This window comes from Phyllobacterium zundukense (genome assembly GCF_002764115.1).
Lineage (GTDB): Bacteria > Pseudomonadota > Alphaproteobacteria > Rhizobiales > Rhizobiaceae > Phyllobacterium > Phyllobacterium zundukense.
The window spans coordinates 37,939-51,820 of sequence record NZ_CP017941.1; the positions used below are offsets into that span (position 1 = coordinate 37,939).

Below are 13,882 nucleotides of genomic sequence, written 5' to 3' on the forward strand. Positions count from 1 at the left end.
GGTCCGGGGCTCGCCCGTTTCGATCATCGGCCAATCGTGCTTCCAGCATCATCTCTTGGCAGCGGCAGAACCCTGAGCCTCTCGCGTGAGGTACGTATCGACGACACTGTCGGCGTGTTCAGCAAGCCACTGCGCCATCGCTTCCTCTTCCGCCAAGATCCCTTCACAGACACGTTGCGTGTTTTGATCACCGACATGCTTTGATGCTGCTATCAGCATGCGATAGCTGGCGGCTTCGAAGTGTTCAAACGCGTAACTGACAAGCGAGCCTTTGACGACTTCGTCGCTCAAAAAGATTCCGCCCAGCGCCTGAGCCAGTGCCATCAAGCGACCCCCAGTATCTTTCACCGCACTGATGTCCTCGCCCCGGGTCTTCAGGCAGCCTCGGATGAGTTCAGCTTGGCGTTCGGTTTCCCCGATATGTTCGGTGATTCTTTTGCGCACCTCCGGATAGTTTTCGAGCCGGCTTTGCTGCGCCTTCAACATTGTCAAGGCTTGCTGCTCCATTGCGTGTGCGTCACGCAACCAGTCGTTCAAAGTATTGTCGGCGGCGGTCATTGGTTCCTCCTTCGGTAACGTCGATGATGAAACCCTGTGTCTGATCAATTGTTCCAGCGGGCTTGGCGCGGCGATCCAACCCGGACACTTCTGCTATTCCGCCGCCGCAAGACGCTCAGAAATCCATGTCGTGATGATGATCGTGATCGTGATCGTGACCAGGAAGCGTTGGCGGCGGTGGGCCCGGCAGTTCCGCCACCATGGCTTCCGTCATGATGAGGAGGCCCGCCACCGAGGCCGCGCCCTGGAGCGTCGTACGCACCACCTTGGCCGGGTCGATGATGCCCTTCGACACCAGATCCCCGTACTCGCCAGATTGGGCATCGTAGCCATAGGCCATGTTGTCGTTTTCGAGGATGTTGGCGATGACGACCGAGCCTTCAACGCCGGCATTGTTCGCGATCTGCCGGGCCGGCCAGGTGATTGCCTTCCTGACGATCGCGATGCCGGCGTTCTGGTCAGAGTTGCCGCCCTCGAGCTTCTTGAGCGCCTTGCCGGCGCGCAACAAGGCGACCCCACCGCCCGGGAGAATGCCCTCCTCGACCGCGGCTCTGGTCGCATTCATCGCGTCATCGATGCGATCCTTCTTCTCCCTGACCTCGACTTCGGTGGCGCCGCCGACGCGGATCACGGCGACGCCGCCAGCGAGCCTCGCCAGCCGCTCCTGGAGCTTCTCGCGGTCGTAATCGGAGGTGGTTTCCGCAAGTTGGAGCTTAATCTCGGCGATGCGGGCCTCGATGCTTGCCTTCTTGCCGGCGCCGCCGACGATCGTGGTGTTTCCCTTGTCGATCATCACCTTCTTGGTGCGCCCGAGCGCATCGAGGGAAACGTTCTCGAGCTTGAGGCCGAGATCCTCGGAGATCACCGTTCCGCCCGTCATCAGCGCCATGTCCTGCAGCATCGCCTTGCGGCTGTCTCCGTAGGCCGGTGCCTTCACGGCGGCAACCTTGAGACTGCCGCGCAACTTGTTGACCACCAGCGCCGCCATCACCTCGCCCTCGACATCCTCGGCAATGATGAGCAGTGGCTTGGCGGCCTGAACCACCTTATCGAGCAGCGGCAGTATTTCGTTCAGGCTGGACAATTTCTTCTCGCTGATGAGAATATAGGCATCCTGCATGTCGACCCGCATCTTGGCGCGGTTGGTAATGAAGTAAGGGGAAATGTAGCCGCGGTCGAACTGCATGCCCTCGACGACCTCGAGTTCGGTCTCGAGCGACGTCCCGTCCTCGACGGTGATCACGCCGTCGCTGCCGACCCTCTTCATGGCTTCGGCAAGGTGGCGGCCGATCTCAGTGTCGCCGTTAGCCGAGATGGTGCCGACTTGTGCAATCTCGACGTTCGAGATGACTTTCCTGGCGTTCTTCTTGAGCTCCGCGACGACGGCTTCGACCGCAAGATCGATGCCGCGCTTCAAGTCCATGGGATTCATGCCGGCGGCCACCGCCTTGGCACCCTCCCTGACGATCGCATGAGCGAGCACGATCGCGGTCGTCGTGCCGTCGCCAGCCTGATAAGAGGTCTTGGAGGCGATCTCGCGCACCAGTTGGGCGCCCATATTCTCGTATCTGTTGTCGAGTTCGATTTCTTTGGCGACGGTCACGCCATCCTTGCTGACCCGCGGTGTAACGAACGACCTTTCGATTGCGACGTTGCGTCCCCTGGGGCCAAGTGTGACCCTCACCGCACTCGCTAGGGTGTCGATACCACGCAACATTCTGTCGCGAGCATCGAACGAGAATTTGATTTCCTTGGCAGCCATTTCTTTGATCCTTAAGGTTCAATCTTCGAGGAACCGTATGGGGCGACGACACGGCTTCATTCGGCCACGTAAGCGAGATTGTCGCGTGGCAGCCCGAGCCGATTCCAGACATCGACCAGAGCCGCGGCAAGCCGATCGATCATGATGTCCTCATGGCAGGGTGTCGGCGTGATGCGCAGCCGCTCGGTTCCCTTCGCCACGGTCGGATAATTGATCGGCTGGATATAGATACCGTACTCGCTCAGCAGAAGGTCGCTTGCCGCCTTGCACTGCGTCGGATCGCCGACCGCCACCGGAATGATATGGGTGTCGCTGAGCATGACCGGCAGGCCCGCCGCGCCCAGCACCGCCCTAACTCGTCGGGCGCGATCCTGCTGGCGCTTGCGCTCCTCCTCAGAGGTTTTCAGATGCCGGATCGCCGCCGTGGCGGCGGCGCAGATCGCCGGTGGCAATGCGGTCGTGAAGATGAAACCCGGAGCATAGGAACGGACCGCATCGATCAGCACAGCGCTTGCTGTGATATAGCCGCCGAGGCAGCCGAAGGCCTTGGCGAGCGTGCCTTCAATCACGTCAATCCGGTTCATGGCGCCGTCGCGCGCGGCCAGTCCGGCGCCCCGAGGGCCGTACATGCCCACCGCATGGACCTCGTCGAGATAGGTCATGGCGCCGTAACGGTCGGCAATATCGCAAATGCGATTGATTGGCGCAATGTCGCCGCCCATCGAATAGAGACTTTCGAAGACGATGAGTTTCGGCCGATCCGGATCCGCCGTCTTCAACAATTCCTCAAGATGATCGGCATCGTTGTGGCGGAAGATGCATTTCTCCATGCCGGACTGGCGGATGCCCTCGATCATCGAATTGTGGTTGAGAGCATCGGACAGGATCAAACAATCGGGGACCAGCCTGGCGATGGTCGAGATGCCGGTCTGGTTCGAAACATAGCCGGACGTGAAGACCAGCGCCGCCTCCTTGCCGTGGAGATCGGCAAGCTCTCCCTCGAGTTCGACCAGCGGATGATTGGTGCCGGCAATGTTGCGCGTACCGCCGGCCCCGGTCCCCATCCGGGTCGCCGCTTCGACCATGGCCGCGACGACTTTCGGGTGCTGTCCCATCCCAAGATAGTCGTTGGAGCACCAGATGACGACGTCCTTCGGTCCTTGCGGGGAGTGCCACACGGCGTAGGGAAAGCGGCCTGCGATCCGCTCGAGGTCCGCGAAGACCCGGTAGCGCCGCTCCTCCTGCAGCTGCGCGATGGCGTCGGCGAAGAACCTATCATAACCCGGGAGGCCGGCCTCCCGGGAGTGCCATCGGCTATCGCTCATGCTCCCCCCAATTTCCAGTCGCCGCAGATCTCGAACTCTCCCATCGCGCCGACCTTTGGTTACACCTCACACAATTTGTCCTATGTGCAATTCCAGCTATGGCTTCCTTCATTCATCGGACTGCGCCATGATTTTGCGCAGCGTGTCGGCAATGCGACCAGCCGGCGTGTCGGAATCCAAGCCTCGCACGAATTTGCCCTGAATATCCATGATGTAAATGTAAGTACTGTGGTCGACGGTGTAATCTTCAACGCCGGCTCCCGTTTTGTGGCGCGCGCTGTAGGCGCCATATTCCCGCGCAACCGCGGCGATCTGCTGCGGGCTGCCGGTGAGTCCGATGATCCGTGGATCGAACGCCCCGGTGTATTTGCCCATCACTTCGGGCGTGTCGCGTTCAGGATCGACGGTGATGAAGATCGGTTGTAGTCTTGCGGCGTCGGGGCCAAGTTCCTCAAGCGCCGCGTCAATTTCGTACAGTGTCGTCGGACAGATGTCGGGACAAGAAGTATAGCCGAAGAAAACCAGCAGCCATTTGCCGCGATACGTCGCATCGGTGACGGTCGTTCCGTCCGGCGCCGTGAGCGTGAATGGGCCGCCGACCGTCACAGGCGCCGTGCCAGCCCACGCCGGCGGTTGGAAAACCGACAAGGCCGCGGCAACTATGAGGCAGAAGAGGGCATGGGGACAATGAGCCCAGGGGCGGAGGAGTCCATACCGTCGCTTCATCAGGTACCTCCGGTGTATCGAGAGATGCGCCTCACGTTCCCGAGCACGACGTTTATCCAAGTAACCTTCGGCCGGGTGTGCCGATCTTGTCGTATTTAGTTGTTCACACCCTAGACATGATAGCTCATTTCGCCTTATGATCCATAAGTTTATTCCACGCGGAATATGATCCCCTCGGAGGAGGTGTCGTCGATGAAGACGATCAATTGGATCAGCGGGCTCGCGGTGATCGTTTTCGCTGCAACGATGTCTGCGCCTGCGCAAGCCTACGAAGTGAGTCCGGTCACAGGAGGCGGAACGATCGAGGGTACGATCGTCTACCGCGGCGATGTACCGACAACAAAGATCATCCCCACCAAGGATGTCGAAGTGTGCGGAGCACCCCGCGAAGACCCACTGATCCGGGTCGGCACCGATCAAGCCGTTGAGAGTGCAGTCGTGTATTTGGTCGAGGTGGCCAAGGGAAAGGCCTGGGCAGAGCCCGGCAAGCCGCCTGAGCTTAACAACATCAAATGCCGCTTCGACCCTCAGGTTCAGGTGATACCGGCCGGTTCGCTGGTGGTTGTCAACAGCGATCCAATGCTCCACAACACCCACGGATATTATGGCAAGCGCACTGCCTTCAACCTGGCGCTGCCCAACCAGGGACAGCGCATACCCGTCGAATTGAATCGTGCCGGCGCTGTCCGCATCGACTGCGACGCGCATGGGTGGATGGAAGGCTGGGTCTATGTGGTGGACAATCCTTACTACGCGATCACCGGCGCCGATGGCAAGTTCAGTATCCCCGATGTACCGCCCGGCAATTACACGCTCGTGGCGATCCACCCCCTGACCGGACCCATCGAGCAGCCCGTAACGGTAGCGGAAAGTCAGCCCACCAGTCTGACAATTGAACTGAAAAAATAAGAAAATGGGCGACCCACTGACCCAACAGGGTCGCGTTCCTATGAAAAGACCGACGCTTTAAGAAACGGTCTGCACTGAGGAGGAACTCTGATGTCCGACGAGCTTGACCGCATTCGGCGCGAAATGCATGCGGTGCTGCAGCAACCTGGGGTACGCCCCGACGACTCGCTCAAACTCACCCGTCGCACCTTCATTCACAGATCGCTGCTGTTCGGCGCCGTTTCCGTCGGCCAGACCTTCGCGTGGTGGCCGCTGCTCAACACCATCGACGTCGCTCACGCCGCCGAAGCGCCCTTCAAGTTTGCCTGGATTTCGGACACCCACCTTTACGAGAGATCCCTCAATACGCGCTTCGTCGACAAGGTGGTGCGCGCCGTGCAAGAGGTCCAGGCCATGGATCCACCTGCCGACTTTTTGATCTTTGGTGGCGACCTGGCCCAGCTCGGAAAGATTGAGGAACTCGAGCTCGGCGTCGAGCTCCTCAAGGATCTGTCGATCAAGAAGTATTACATTCCGGGTGAGCACGACTGGTATCTGGATATGGGCAAGAAGTGGGGCGAGCTGTTCGGCCAGCCCAACTGGACCTTCGACCACAAGGGCGTGCGCTTCATCGGGCTCGATACGGTCAGCCGGGGTCCGGACTACTGGACAGTGAAGAAGATGACACCGGAGGAGCGCATGGGCCATATGGCGACCCTCGACGGCACGGTTGCCGGCGCGTGGGCCGGCGTCGGCCGCGACCAGCTCGACTGGATGCAGAAGACACTCGCCGACTGGGATAAGTCCAAACCGATCGTCATCTTCAGCCATAATCCGCTCTACGAGTACTACCCGCCCTGGAACTTCTGGGTGCGCGACTGGCGCGAAGTGAACGAGGTGCTGAAGCCATATACCAAGGTCACCAACATCCACGGTCACGTCCACCAGGTGCTCTATAACGAGATCGGCAGCATGCGCTCGATCGGCATGCTGGCGACCTCCTGGCCGTGGCCCTATGCCCCGGAAGGCGTACCCAAGCTGACCAAGCCGATGATCCGGGTCGACCCCGGCGATCACTTCGATGGGGTCGGCTGGGAAACCGTGAACGTGAACGCCGACGACAGGGTCGACGTCGAGTACATCATGTGGGGGCGCAAGGAGGTTTTCGTTCAATCGGACCCGGATTCCTCGTTGAGTCAACCTGAGAAGTTGCGGCCGCGCATGGCGGACAATATGTGGCCATACTAAGGGAGGAATGGCTATGACAATCAGAGCGACATTTCTCGGCGTTTTGTGCCGTCCGTCCCTCGCCGGTGCGATTGCGACGGTCGCCGTCCTCGTCGGCCCCACCAGTGCCCACAAGGCACCGCACAAACCGGAGCAGTTGAAACTGTACGAAGATGTGTTCATGGAGGAGGTCAGGAAGGGCGACCTCTTGTTCCACGGCGATGCAGCAACCGCCAAACAGATGAACGTCGTCCTCTCCACCACGGGAATGGCCTGCGCAATGTGCCATCCCATGGCCTCCGACACCCACCCGCAGTCCTACCCGAAATTCCAGATAGAAATAAGCAAATTTTCGACGCTACGCGACATGATCAACTGGTGCATCGAGAAACCCAATCAGGGCGAAAAGATCGATCTCGATTCGGAAGCGATGAAGGCTTTGGAAGCGTACATCCACTGGTCAAACGCCGGCTCGGTATTGGTCCCTGGCAAGCATTAGTTTTTTTCGGTTTGGCGCGGCTGCATAGAAGACGACTTGCGCCGGAAGCAATCTGAAACCGGCGACTGGCATTGGGTGGTTCCCGGTGCCGGTGAAGTTTGGAGTTGAGTGCTGAAGAGTCGCGCGGCTCAAGCGCGCGTGATGGGAGGGGCACGCCGTGGCAGAAACATTGCGTGGCAGATTCGCCGGCGTCGACCTAGATGATCTGGTCGATTGGCCGGTCGTGCGAACTTGGCTTTATTGGGGCATGTTCTGGCTCCTGGTCGCACCTTCCGTCGGCGTGGCGCTGTCGGGACTTTTCAACTATCCCGATTACCTCGGCACCACCTTGGGATTGACCTTCGGCAGGTTGCGCCCGGTCCACGTCAACGGCGTCATCTTTGGCGCCTTTTCCTCCCTCTTCATCGGCGAATGCTATTACCTGGTGCCGCGCCTTTGCGGTGTGCGGGTGCCATGGCCGCAATGGGGGGTACCGTTGGCCTGGCTGTGGAATGTCACCGTGGCGGCTGCGCTTATCGCATTGCCGTTCGGCGCAAATCACGGCCTCGAAGCGGGCGAGTTCCCGCTGTTCGCCAAAATCCCGATCTTTCTCGTTGTTGCCGTGGCGACCGCACAATTCCTGATAGCCATCTCCCGGCGCCTCGAGGCGCCGCTCTATGTCGCACTCTGGTACCTGATCGGGGCTTTCGTGTGGACGACGATGAATCTCGTACTGGGCATCATCCTGCCCTACACGATCTCAGGCATCAACAGCGCGGCCTTCCACGGCCTCTACATTCACTACATCGTCGGACTGTGGATCACGCCGGCGGGCTACGTGCTCATCTACTACTTCTTGCCGATCAGCGTGCGCAATCCGATCTATGGCCACAAGCTCTCGCTCGTCGGCTTCTGGTCCCTCGCCCTGTTCTACCCCTTCGTCGGCATCCATCATTATCTCTACAGCCCGATCGCCGATTGGGCCGAGACAATCGCGATCGTCACGTCCATGCTGCTGATCATTCCGGTGTGGACGGTGCTGGTGAACTTCTTCGGCACCGTGAAGGGCCGCTGGGACGCCTTCGGAAAGAACCTCCCGGCCAAGTTTCTGATCATGGGCTCGCTCATGTATCTGGTGGGATGTTTCCAGGGCTCGACCGAGGCCTTGCGCTCGATCCAGCAACCGACCCATTTCACGGATTTCGTCATCTCGCACTCGCACCTCACAGTGTTCGGAACGTTCGTGGTCTGGGCAATGGGCGGCCTGGTTTATGTCTGGCCGCGGGCCTGCGGGCGCGAGCTTTGGTCGTTCACGATGGGCAATTGGGCATTTTGGCTGATCACCGTCGGTATCTCCACCATGGGCCTGGTGCTGACTGCCGCTGGACTGCAGCAAGGCTTCCAGTGGATGGCCGGCACCGAATGGCTCGACACGGTGCTCTCGATGCGACCCTATTGGTTGGTGCGTACCGTCGGCGGCATCAGTATGGACATTGGAATGTCGCTTCTCGTCATTGATCTGATGATGACGGCGCTGACCCGGCCCGCCGAAACTGTGGGCGGTCGGGCATTCGGTGCGCCAGCGGTTCCAGCTGGTAGGGCAGCCCGATGAGCGCGCGATTCGTTACCCTGGTGGCCGGCATCTTTTTCTTCTTCGCCGCGGTCGTCACCCAGGGCTTCCTGCCATTTTTCGAACCTTCGGCGCGAACAAGCCGGGTGACCGCCGTGGTCCGCACCGATTTCGGCCAGCTCAAATGGATGATGACCGAGGCCACCGATTACACGCCGCTGCAACAGCTCGGTCGCGACGTGTATCTGCGAGAAGGTTGCTGGTATTGTCATTCCCAGTACGTGCGTCCGGTGACCGGCGAGACGCGCCGCTGGGGTCCGGTGACCGAGTCAGGCGAGTTCGCTTACGACGTGCCGCACTTGTTCGGCACACGGCGCATCGGACCGGATCTGATGCGGGTCGGACTTAAGTTCAGCGACGAGTGGCATCTTGCCCATTTCTGGAATCCACGCATGCTCTCCCCGGATTCGATCATGGCGCCGTATCGCGGACTGTTCGAGGAGCCGGCGCAGCCGGTCGCAATCATCGACGACGGAGCCGGCAATCGTACGCTGGAAAGAACGCAGGTCACCGAACGGCTGTTCGACTTCGCCAGTCAGGAACGGATCCAGCTTACGCCGAACGCTGACGGGCTCCTGTTCGTCCCGCTGGAGGCGAGCAGCAAGGTTCCAGTCATTGTCATCCCGAACGAGGAATACAAAGGCGGCGCGGTCAAGATCGCCGCCGAGACGAAAGACCTGGAAGGTCTCATCGCCTATGTCCAGAAGCTCGGCATGAATCGCGGCAAGTGGCGCGACCTGTTCGAGCCGCAGCAACTTGAAGTCATGGACGCGACGATGCCGCGCTCAAGCGAATGGATCGCGCGTGGCAAGGAGGTCTATGAGCGGCGGTGCCTCGGCTGCCACGGGATAGCGGGCGACGGCAACGGGCCCGCGGCGACCTTCATGTTCAATCAGCGCCCGCGAAGTTTCGCTGCGGCGGTGTTCAAGTTCCGGCTGACCAAGGAGCCGCTGCCGACTGACGGTGACCTCTTGCGCACGATCACTCGCGGAGTTCGCGGCACGGCGATGCCCGCTTGGTACGACCTGCCGCTCAACGATAGGCTCGCGGTCATTCAATACATCAAGTATGAGCTGGCGGTGGACCGCTCCGACCCGGCCGAGCCCTATGCGTTCTTCGTCGAGGAGCCGCCCGGTGCTCCTTTGTACATCGCAAAACCGCCCGAGGCTTCCCAGCAAATCCTCGACCGCGGCAAGGAAGTCTGGCAGGTCGCCAAATGCTGGGAGTGCCATGGCATGACCGGAAAGGGCGACGGCGAGAAAGCCGCCGGGCTGAAGGATGATCTCGGTTTTGGCATTGTGCCGGCCGACCTCACTAGTGGCCAGTTCAAGTCAGGGGCAACGGTCGAAGACATTTTTCGGACCATGACGACTGGGATGAGCGGCACGCCCATGCCCTCCTACCGAGACTCGTTGCCCGAGGAGGACCGCTGGGCGCTCTCCTATTACGTTCTCGCACTTTCCGCCTACAAAGACCCGCTCACATTGCAAACGCTGACGATCAGCGACACGGATCGCGCGGCGCTTAATGATCTGACGCTGGAGGCAGATTCCCCGGCGAAGGCCTATGTTCCAGGCACGGACCCGGCGCAGAAGGCTTCCGAACTCGATGAAGGTAACGGGGGGCCGGTGACCGGCAAACGAAATACTACCGAAGGAGGCTGAGTTATGCTCGGATTTGAGATCACCGGACCTTATGCGGGCGCCATGTTGATGAGCCTTGGTGCGCTTTGCGTCTTCGTTTGGGGCGTGCTCTCAGGCGCCTTCCACGGCGCCGATGACGCGGCCATCAGATTCTACGAAAGGGAAGTGGAAAATGACAACGCCAAGCACACCGGAGAATGACGGCTCGGATCAAGGTTCGGACCACGACCACGAGCTGGAGGAGTATGCCGGCGGTACCATCCAGGCTCGACACGGGTATCTCCCGGTATGGCTCCTGGTCGTCTACGCGGTTCTTTTCATCTGGGGGCTCTATTACGCCTACCATTATTGGGGCGGGGTCGGGCCGGGACGGATCGGTTAGGAAGCACAGTCGCGCACGCTAGGATGGCTGACGAGTTGAGAGAGGAAGCAGGAGATGCTGGTAGCTAAGATACTAATGGGAGTTGCGATTCTGAATCTTTTCCTGCTGCTCGCCGCGCTCGCCATGAACGTTGCCCTTGTTTATTTCGGCTGACCAGGAGGAGGCCTATGCTTGAGGATACCGTTTTCTCGTTCGCAAATGCGAGTCCGTACCAAACGATCGCCTTTATCGGCGGCGCGATAGCGCACATCGCCTTCTTCGTATGGGTGGCTTACCTCGTGCGCAAATAGCGGCGCGGAACAACACTTTTCGTTGAATGAGCGGCGCATCGACAGGAGGTCTGCCTATGACCTATTACCTCATGATCTTCGCCGCTGGGTTCGCGGGCAGCTTTCACTGCATCGGCATGTGCGGCGGCTTTGCCTGCGCGCTTGGCCGCGATCAGCAAGGGGGCGGCGCAACCGTACTTCGCCACCTATTCTATAATACCGGCCGATTGACAACGTATTGCTTTGTGGGCGGGCTCGCGGGCGCCCTCGGTCAGGTCATCTGCACCACGCAAGATTCAATGGCCGCGCCGCTCTTGGACGGCTCCCTCGACATCGCCCAGCGAATTCTCGCGATTGTCGCTGGCCTGCTCATGATTGCCATGGCGTTGCAGTTCTTCGGCTTGCTGCAGGTCTTTCATCGCCTGGCGATCGGATTCGGCGGCAGCACGTTTGCGATGTCCCTGCGCAGTCTGATGACAGCCCGAAGCAGCACTGCGCCGCTCGCCTTTGGCGTGTTCAACGGCTTCCTGCCATGTCCGCTGGTCTATGCCTTCGCCGCCCAGGCGGCAAGCACCGCCGGAGCGCTTCCCGGCTTTCTCGTCATGGCGTCGTTCGGACTGGGAACCTTTCCCGCAATGTTGATGATGGGCGGCGTCGGCCAGGTTCTTCGGCCAGCCTGGCGGCAGCGCGGCGTCCGGTTGGCCGGCGGCTTTATTCTTTTGCTCGGCCTCATCACGCTCGGCCGTGGTCTGCTGCCCTCGGACGTTCATATCGGCCATGCCTGGCTGGGAGGACTTCCCGCATGACCGCGTGTGACAATATCCTGTGCAGCCATTGTCTGTTGCCCATCGGCCTGCGCCCGATGGAGCGCAGGATCAACGGCGAGGCTTGCGCGTTCTGCTGCTATGGCTGTTGTATCGCCTTTCAGGTGAAGAACGGCAGACACGAAGAGTGGGAGGCCGCCTGGCTTCTGATTCAGCTCGGCGTGGGCGGCTTTCTCTCCATGAATATCATGATGTTCAGCCTCCTTCTCTATTCGGACGCATTCACCGGCGTCGATGCGGGCGTGCTGCCGTGGATTCACCTTTTGCTCTGGATCTTCGCGACGCCAGCGGTGGTGATCCTCGGCGGACCCTATCTGCGCGAAATGTGGCTCAATGGCATTCAGGGACGCGTGACATCGTCAGCCCTCATCGTGCTTGGCGTCGCTGCCTCCTATCTCTATTCGGCATTTGCCGCGTTCGAGGGCAGCACGCACGTCTATTTCGACACCGCCGTGATGGTGCTGATGCTGTTCACCGTTGGCCGCTATCTCGAGGCTGTTGGCCGCGCCAGGGCGGCGCGCGACCTCGAACCGCTCCTGGCCGCCGAAAGCGAGAGCGCAACTGTTGTCGATGGCGCGGCAGAGACTCTCCGCCCGGTGCGGGAGGTGAAGGCGGGCATGCTGGTGCGGGTCCGGCCCGGCGACCGCATTCCGGTCGACGGCGTGGTTGTCGAGGGAGAATCGGACACCGATGAAGCCGTGATCACCGGAGAAAGCCGGCAAGTGACAAAGGGCGCCGGCTCCACGGTGATTGCCGGCAGTATCAATATCGACGGCCCGCTCCTGATCCAGAGCAGCGGTGATGGAACCGCAACGCGCTGGGCACAGATTTGCCGGTCGGTGCGCGAAGCGCTGGGCCGTCGCAGTCCAACCCAGCGCCTTGCCGACCGCGTCGTTGGCGTGTCCGTGCCCCTCGTTCTCGCCCTCGGCGGGCTGACAATCGTTTACTGGGCGCAGTCATTGCCGTTCGATCGGGCGTTGCTGATTGGCCTCTCGGTGCTGGTGGTTGCCTGTCCTTGCGCCGCCGGCCTCGCCGCTCCAATGGCGACATCGCTCGGCATCGGCCGGCTGGCGCGGCACGGCTGCCTCGTCCGCGACCCCGGCGTGCTCGAGAGCCTCGCGCATGTGCGGTTGCTCGCCTTCGACAAGACCGGCACTTTGACGGCGGGCAAAGCGCGTCTCGTCGGCATCGACCGCGACGGGGTCGGCATCGACGATGTGCTGGCACGCGCCGCCGGTCTGGAGCGCCATTCCGAACATGGATTAGCGCTGGCAATCGCAGCGGCAGCCGCTGCGCGCGGCATCACCCCGCTCGCGACCCGTGATGTCCGGACGGTTCCCGGCCGTGGCATCCGCGGCAGCGCAAACGACGAGCCCGTGGCCGCGGGGAGCGTGAGATTGATGAATGATCTGGGCTGGCCGCTTCCCTCGGCGCTGGTTGAGCGTGCGCGGTCGCGCGAGGCGAGCGGTCATTCGCTGGTCTATGTCGCTTGGGGCGAGCGGGTCCGTGCCATGCTGTCGCTTGACGATTCGCCGCTTCCCGAGGCGCAGGCGACCATTGCGGCACTTCGTGAGCGCGGGCTCGACGTTGCGCTATTGACCGGCGACCTGGCACCGGCGGCGGAGCGGATCGCGGCCATGGTCGGGATCCAGGCCGTGCATGCGGGTCTTTCGCCCGAGGCCAAATGGGAGGTCCTCGGCGGACTCCGGCACGGCCACGATGTAGTGGCGATGGTCGGCGATGGCCTCAATGACGGGCCGGTGCTCGGCGCCGCCGATGTCGGCATCGCCGTCGGCTCGGCCACCGATCTCGCCCGCGAGACTGCGGCAATCGTGCTGCCCGCGGACGGATTGTGGATGCTGCCCTGGGTCGTCGACGTGGCCCGCGCGGTCCGCAGGACCATTTTAACCAACCTCATGTGGGCGTTCGGCTACAACCTCGTCGCGCTCACTTTCGCGGCCCTCGGATTGCTACAGCCGATCCTGGCGGCGGCAGTCATGGCCGGATCGAGCATCCTCGTGGTGATGAATTCGCTGAGACTGGAACGGCTGCCTGATCCAGTTCCATCGCCGATCGCGCAACAGCAATCCGGCGCCGAGGCGGACAGCGCCCGCCAGGGCGCCGGCACTTCCGTCTTGGCCGGCCCGGCCGTCGAGCGGAGTTGAGTTTC

Annotated in this window: 14 protein-coding genes; 10 read left to right on the forward strand and 4 right to left on the reverse strand. The window is 61.3% G+C overall.

Going from position 1 to position 13,882, the window contains the following annotated elements:
* Window positions 1–48 precede the first annotated feature (48 nt).
* From BLM14_RS19950 to BLM14_RS19965, 4 genes are all read right to left on the reverse strand, one after another.
* Complete coding sequence (locus BLM14_RS19950) at window positions 49–558, reverse strand: ferritin-like domain-containing protein (protein ID WP_100001612.1); 510 nt, start codon at window positions 556–558, stop codon at window positions 49–51.
* Window positions 559–673: 115 nt separating this feature from the next.
* A complete protein-coding gene (gene groL, locus BLM14_RS19955) occupies window positions 674–2,320 on the reverse strand; it encodes a chaperonin GroEL (protein WP_100001614.1) in 1,647 nt (548 codons plus the stop codon).
* 56 nt (window positions 2,321–2,376) lie between these two features.
* Complete coding sequence (gene hemA / locus BLM14_RS19960; protein ID WP_100001616.1) at window positions 2,377–3,645, reverse strand: 5-aminolevulinate synthase; 1,269 nt, start codon at window positions 3,643–3,645, stop codon at window positions 2,377–2,379.
* A 108-nt stretch (window positions 3,646–3,753) separates the two neighbouring features.
* Window positions 3,754–4,371, reverse strand: a complete 618-nt coding sequence (locus BLM14_RS19965; RefSeq protein WP_100001618.1) for an SCO family protein — start codon at window positions 4,369–4,371, stop codon at window positions 3,754–3,756.
* A gap of 192 nt (window positions 4,372–4,563) precedes the next feature.
* On the opposite strand from BLM14_RS19965, the gene BLM14_RS19970 reads away from it, so the two are divergent.
* The 10 genes from BLM14_RS19970 (at window position 4,564) to BLM14_RS20005 (ending at window position 13,877) form a co-directional block, all read left to right on the forward strand.
* Window positions 4,564–5,280 carry a carboxypeptidase regulatory-like domain-containing protein gene (locus BLM14_RS19970; RefSeq protein WP_237143596.1) on the forward strand — a complete coding sequence of 239 codons (717 nt, stop codon included), beginning with the start codon at window positions 4,564–4,566 and terminating at the stop codon, window positions 5,278–5,280.
* A gap of 90 nt (window positions 5,281–5,370) precedes the next feature.
* Window positions 5,371–6,507 (forward strand): metallophosphoesterase family protein, encoded by a 1,137-nt coding sequence (locus BLM14_RS19975; protein WP_100001620.1) that lies wholly within the window; start codon window positions 5,371–5,373, stop codon window positions 6,505–6,507.
* Between the two features lie 13 nt (window positions 6,508–6,520).
* The gene (locus tag BLM14_RS19980) at window positions 6,521–6,985 is read left to right on the forward strand and encodes a c-type cytochrome (protein ID WP_100001621.1); all 465 of its coding nucleotides are present in this window, start codon (window positions 6,521–6,523) and stop codon (window positions 6,983–6,985) included.
* Window positions 6,986–7,142: 157 nt separating this feature from the next.
* Window positions 7,143–8,576: a cbb3-type cytochrome c oxidase subunit I gene (locus BLM14_RS19985; RefSeq protein ID WP_100001623.1), complete on the forward strand. Its 1,434-nt coding sequence runs from the start codon at window positions 7,143–7,145 to the stop codon at window positions 8,574–8,576.
* Entirely contained in the window at window positions 8,573–10,258 is a 1,686-nt protein-coding gene (locus BLM14_RS19990) for a cbb3-type cytochrome c oxidase subunit II (protein WP_100001625.1), read from the forward strand. The genes BLM14_RS19985 and BLM14_RS19990 overlap by 4 nt, the downstream gene beginning before the upstream one ends.
* Before the next feature lie 3 nt (window positions 10,259–10,261).
* Entirely contained in the window at window positions 10,262–10,438 is a 177-nt protein-coding gene (locus BLM14_RS31140; protein WP_157929558.1) for a hypothetical protein, read from the forward strand.
* Window positions 10,410–10,619 carry a hypothetical protein gene (locus BLM14_RS19995; RefSeq protein ID WP_100001627.1) on the forward strand — a complete coding sequence of 70 codons (210 nt, stop codon included), beginning with the start codon at window positions 10,410–10,412 and terminating at the stop codon, window positions 10,617–10,619. Before BLM14_RS31140 ends, BLM14_RS19995 begins: the two co-directional genes overlap by 29 nt.
* Before the next feature lie 167 nt (window positions 10,620–10,786).
* Complete coding sequence (locus BLM14_RS32460) at window positions 10,787–10,909, forward strand: hypothetical protein (RefSeq protein WP_257791436.1); 123 nt, start codon at window positions 10,787–10,789, stop codon at window positions 10,907–10,909.
* Window positions 10,910–10,965: 56 nt separating this feature from the next.
* Window positions 10,966–11,694, forward strand: coding sequence for a sulfite exporter TauE/SafE family protein (locus BLM14_RS20000; RefSeq protein WP_100001629.1), 729 nt, complete (start codon window positions 10,966–10,968; stop codon window positions 11,692–11,694).
* The gene (locus BLM14_RS20005) at window positions 11,691–13,877 is read left to right on the forward strand and encodes a heavy metal translocating P-type ATPase (protein WP_237143597.1); all 2,187 of its coding nucleotides are present in this window, start codon (window positions 11,691–11,693) and stop codon (window positions 13,875–13,877) included. Before BLM14_RS20000 ends, BLM14_RS20005 begins: the two co-directional genes overlap by 4 nt.
* Window positions 13,878–13,882 lie beyond the last annotated feature (5 nt).

Excerpts from the sequence above, each read along its gene's own strand:
- BLM14_RS19950 (WP_100001612.1), bottom strand. The coding sequence starts at position 558 with ATGACCGCCGCCGACAATACTTTGAACGACTGGTTGCGTGACGCACAC.
- groL (WP_100001614.1), bottom strand. The coding sequence starts at position 2,320 with ATGGCTGCCAAGGAAATCAAATTCTCGTTCGATGCTCGCGACAGAATG.
- hemA (WP_100001616.1), bottom strand. The coding sequence starts at position 3,645 with ATGAGCGATAGCCGATGGCACTCCCGGGAGGCCGGCCTCCCGGGTTAT.
- BLM14_RS19965 (WP_100001618.1), bottom strand. The coding sequence starts at position 4,371 with ATGAAGCGACGGTATGGACTCCTCCGCCCCTGGGCTCATTGTCCCCAT.
- BLM14_RS19970 (WP_237143596.1), top strand. The coding sequence starts at position 4,564 with ATGAAGACGATCAATTGGATCAGCGGGCTCGCGGTGATCGTTTTCGCT.
- BLM14_RS19975 (WP_100001620.1), top strand. The coding sequence starts at position 5,371 with ATGTCCGACGAGCTTGACCGCATTCGGCGCGAAATGCATGCGGTGCTG.
- BLM14_RS19980 (WP_100001621.1), top strand. The coding sequence starts at position 6,521 with ATGACAATCAGAGCGACATTTCTCGGCGTTTTGTGCCGTCCGTCCCTC.
- BLM14_RS19990 (WP_100001625.1), top strand. The coding sequence starts at position 8,573 with ATGAGCGCGCGATTCGTTACCCTGGTGGCCGGCATCTTTTTCTTCTTC.
- BLM14_RS31140 (WP_157929558.1), top strand. The coding sequence starts at position 10,262 with ATGCTCGGATTTGAGATCACCGGACCTTATGCGGGCGCCATGTTGATG.
- BLM14_RS19995 (WP_100001627.1), top strand. The coding sequence starts at position 10,410 with ATGACAACGCCAAGCACACCGGAGAATGACGGCTCGGATCAAGGTTCG.
- BLM14_RS32460 (WP_257791436.1), top strand. The coding sequence starts at position 10,787 with ATGCTTGAGGATACCGTTTTCTCGTTCGCAAATGCGAGTCCGTACCAA.
- BLM14_RS20000 (WP_100001629.1), top strand. The coding sequence starts at position 10,966 with ATGACCTATTACCTCATGATCTTCGCCGCTGGGTTCGCGGGCAGCTTT.
- BLM14_RS20005 (WP_237143597.1), top strand. The coding sequence starts at position 11,691 with ATGACCGCGTGTGACAATATCCTGTGCAGCCATTGTCTGTTGCCCATC.